Below are 3,397 nucleotides of genomic sequence, written 5' to 3' on the forward strand. Positions count from 1 at the left end.
GCACTAATAAAAGAAAAAAATTAGTGCAGATTAGTGTGAATTAGTGGTTCAAAATTCTTTTTATTTACCAATCAGTGGTGCAAGTTTAATTTAACCATTAATCTGCACTAATTAGCACTAATAAAAGAAAAAAATTAGTGAAGATCAGTGTAAATTAGTGGTATAAAATTCTTCCTGATTTACTCACCGCACAGCGCATTACACAGCCACTGCATGCACATATGTCCGATAATCAGTTGTATATCCTCGGCTACCTGCATATCATCAATGGGAAAATGCAGCGGAACCTGGGCCAGTTCCCTGCACCTCCCCCCGGAAAAACCCAGGATGGCATAGGTCTGCATACCCATGGCATTGCCGGTTTCCAGTGCCTTGACAACATTTGGAGAATTGCCGCTGCCGGACAGGGCAATGAGAACGTCCCCGGGGCCCGCCTTGACCTTTAACTGCCGGGCGTAAATTTCATCGTATCCAAGATCATTTGCCAGACAGGTGACAACAGAGATATTGGAACTCAAGGCTTCCACCTTTAGCCCAGAACCTGCATGTATGCCGGCACCATAAAGCAGGTCATTGGCAATGTGAATAGCATTGCCGGCGCTTCCGCCATGGCCGCAGATAAAAACATGCCTTCCCCTCTGCCAGACATTGAGCAATTCCTTGCAGAGCTTTGGCACAAGATCCATAGCCTCCAGGTCCAGGGCATCTTTCAGGCGTTGCCTGTATAGACGTAAAAATAGTCTGCATGTCCTGGTTCTCACCGATGCCGGAACTCACGAAAAAATCTTTCATTACAACCACCCTTGCTCAAACCGGAATAAAGACGGTAACATTTTTTTGACAGCCATGATCTTGCCACAGAGGACAACTTAAGCCCGGGAAATTTTTCAGCCAGATGATATGTTTCAGGAGTGCCGATATCTACAAAGGGTGCTGTGGTCTCAAAGGTATAAATCTTACCCATTAGATGAGGCAGAACATCTGTGCTGAAATTTTTTGCCGCATAAAACTTCTCATAAAACAAGTTCAAAAATTGTGCCGACAAAACATATATTGCTGCGTTAGCCAGGTTTCCGGGTGGGTTATGCAATTTTTCATAAAACCCCTGGACTACACCTTGATCATCAAGCTCCACTATTCCGCAGGAGGAAGGTGAATCAGTTCTAAAGGTCATCATGGTCAACAGACATTTTACTGGGCGGTTTTGATGAGCCCGGACAAAGGCTTGCAGATCAGCAAGGCAATAGTTGTCGGCGTGAATGACAATCCCGTCCTGCTTTCCAAAAAAGTCCAGATTGGCCTTGATGGTCCCGGCAGTCCCCAGCAGTTTCTGCTCGTATACTGTGTAAATCTGTTCTATATATGGACTTTTGCTGATAAAATGATTTACCTGATGAGCCAGATGGTGGGTATTTATCAGGAATGGGCCTAAACCTGCAAGTACAAGACTTTCGAGCCAGATCTCCAAAAGAGGCCTGCCCCTGATAGGGACCAGGCACTTGGGAACAGTGTCAGTCAAAGGGCGCAGCCTGGTTCCATAACCTGCAGCCAGAAGCATGGCGCGCATCAGGTAAACTCCTGCATAATTTCCTGGCGCTGTACCGGCGTGTTTCCAACCCGGCCCACCTGAACCGCTGCAGCCAATGAACCCAAAAATGCAGCCTCCCAGATATCACCGCCGGCAGCCAGGGTCATGGCACCTGCTATAAGCATTGAATCGCCAGCCCCTGCAACGTCCTTGGGGACCGAATTGAGTGCGCCAATCCGGTCAGTGAGCCAGTTGTCCTGATTTTCGGCATGTATAAGCAGCCCTTCCTCACCCAGCTTGAGCAAAACGTTGTCGGCTCTGGCCTGCTTGCGTAGCTGTTCAGCCAGTACAACCAGGCCATCCTCTGAATTGCGGGTGGCCAGACGGGCCTCTCGTTCTGTAGGGCATATCATCTTCATTCCCTGAAACCGGCTTACATCAACAATCTGTGATGACGATTGACTGTCTGCAACCATCATGACTCCCCTGGCCAGAGCCATAGAAGAGGCACGCTCCACCAGGGATGAGGGCAAAAATCCGTAATTGAAATCAGAATAAACAAGCAAATCTGCCTGGTGCAGTGCATCCTCAAGATTCTCCAGTACAGTTGTTTGCAGCCTGGAACTAATGGGGTGCTGATGGAGCCTGCTCACCCGCAGAAGGGTTTTTCCCTTGCTTCGAAACCTTTGCTTGAGAATTGTAGGGCGGCTGCAATCCTTGGTCAACACGGTCCTGACACCGGCACCGGACAGTTTATCCAGGGCAAGCTCACTCGCGGCGTCCTCCCCGGACACTGATATAAATGTCACTTGTCCCCCAAGGCCGGCAGCATGGGCAGCGACAATCCCGGCCCCTCCCAGAAAAAAAGTGGAATCCAAGGGGCTTACGACAATAGTGGGGTCCTCTTGTGACATTCCCAGGGGTTCACAGGTGATAAACTCATCAATAATCAAATCTCCGACAACACAGACTTTCAGTGAAGTAAATCTTTGCATCAGGGCCATAAGTCCAGGTGTTGAGATACTGTGCCGCTTCAGGTAGTCTTCGGGCACATGTATGGTCTGGGGATTAGATTCAGTAAACTCTTTGCGCAAGAGATCAATAGAAGAGAAACTGGATTCACCTGAGCTGAATAAAAGTCGCCCTCCATACTGCTCCAGGACCTCCAGTTCAGGGTTGAACTTTGATTCATGCTCTTTGCCCTTGACCACAATATCAGGGCGTATACGCAAAACAGCTGCCTGCAACGGCTCATCCACTAGAAATGCCTCATGCTACCCAGCTATTACTGCGAACACCCTCCAGCCTGTAATGTTCGGGCATATGAGCGGAAAGTCCAGCCAGGCGATCAGAGATAACACCAACAATCAAACGATCTCCACAGGACCTGGCAAAGCGAAGCAGACGCAGATGCCCCGGATGCAAAATATTAAATGCGCCGGTTACCAATACTTTGATCATTTCTTAGACTTTAAAAAATATGGATGTGTAGTTGAAAAATGGCTTGCGCCAAAAGAATCAGTATATAAGCTTACACCATTACCACCTTGAGCACTTATGCAAGGATCTTGCCAAATATTTTTCAAGAAGTCAAAGCTTTCTTCTATTACTCGAAGCTTCCAAGGTGGTCAACAAAAGAACTGGGACAGACGAAAAATACTGGACTTTCATCCTCATTTCGGCTACTTCTTTTTCCATAGACATTAATCCTTAGCCCATGGAGGTTCACCATGCCAAGAAACGCCAGATTTACCCTGCCTCACAGGCCCACTGTTTACCCGGTTAAATAGCTTGAGGTTTCAGTATCTATCCTATTATTACTGCACGTGATTTAAGTAACCGCTATCTTCCATGGTATGCCCTGTGCGC

Annotated in this window: 4 protein-coding genes; all 4 read right to left on the reverse strand. The window is 47.7% G+C overall.

Going from position 1 to position 3,397, the window contains the following annotated elements; all coding sequences use genetic code 11:
* Positions 1 to 179: 179 nt before the first annotated feature.
* Entirely contained in the window at positions 180 to 686 is a 507-nt protein-coding gene (locus QZP87_RS06145; RefSeq protein ID WP_291322045.1) for an SIS domain-containing protein, read from the reverse strand.
* 71 nt (positions 687 to 757) lie between these two features.
* On the reverse strand, positions 758 to 1,567 hold the full coding sequence (locus tag QZP87_RS06150) for a nucleotidyltransferase family protein (RefSeq protein ID WP_291322046.1): 810 nt from the start codon (positions 1,565 to 1,567) through the stop codon (positions 758 to 760).
* A complete protein-coding gene (locus QZP87_RS06155; RefSeq protein WP_291322047.1) occupies positions 1,567 to 2,787 on the reverse strand; it encodes a bifunctional ADP-heptose synthase in 1,221 nt (406 codons plus the stop codon). The genes QZP87_RS06150 and QZP87_RS06155 overlap by 1 nt, the downstream gene beginning before the upstream one ends.
* Positions 2,788 to 2,797: 10 nt before the next feature.
* Positions 2,798 to 2,989, reverse strand: coding sequence for an adenylyltransferase/cytidyltransferase family protein (locus QZP87_RS06160; RefSeq protein ID WP_291322048.1), 192 nt, complete (start codon positions 2,987 to 2,989; stop codon positions 2,798 to 2,800).
* Between the last annotated feature and the right edge of the window lie 408 nt (positions 2,990 to 3,397).

It is taken from the genome of Desulfonatronospira sp., assembly GCA_003563255.1.
GTDB lineage: Bacteria > Desulfobacterota > Desulfovibrionia > Desulfovibrionales > Desulfonatronovibrionaceae > Desulfonatronospira.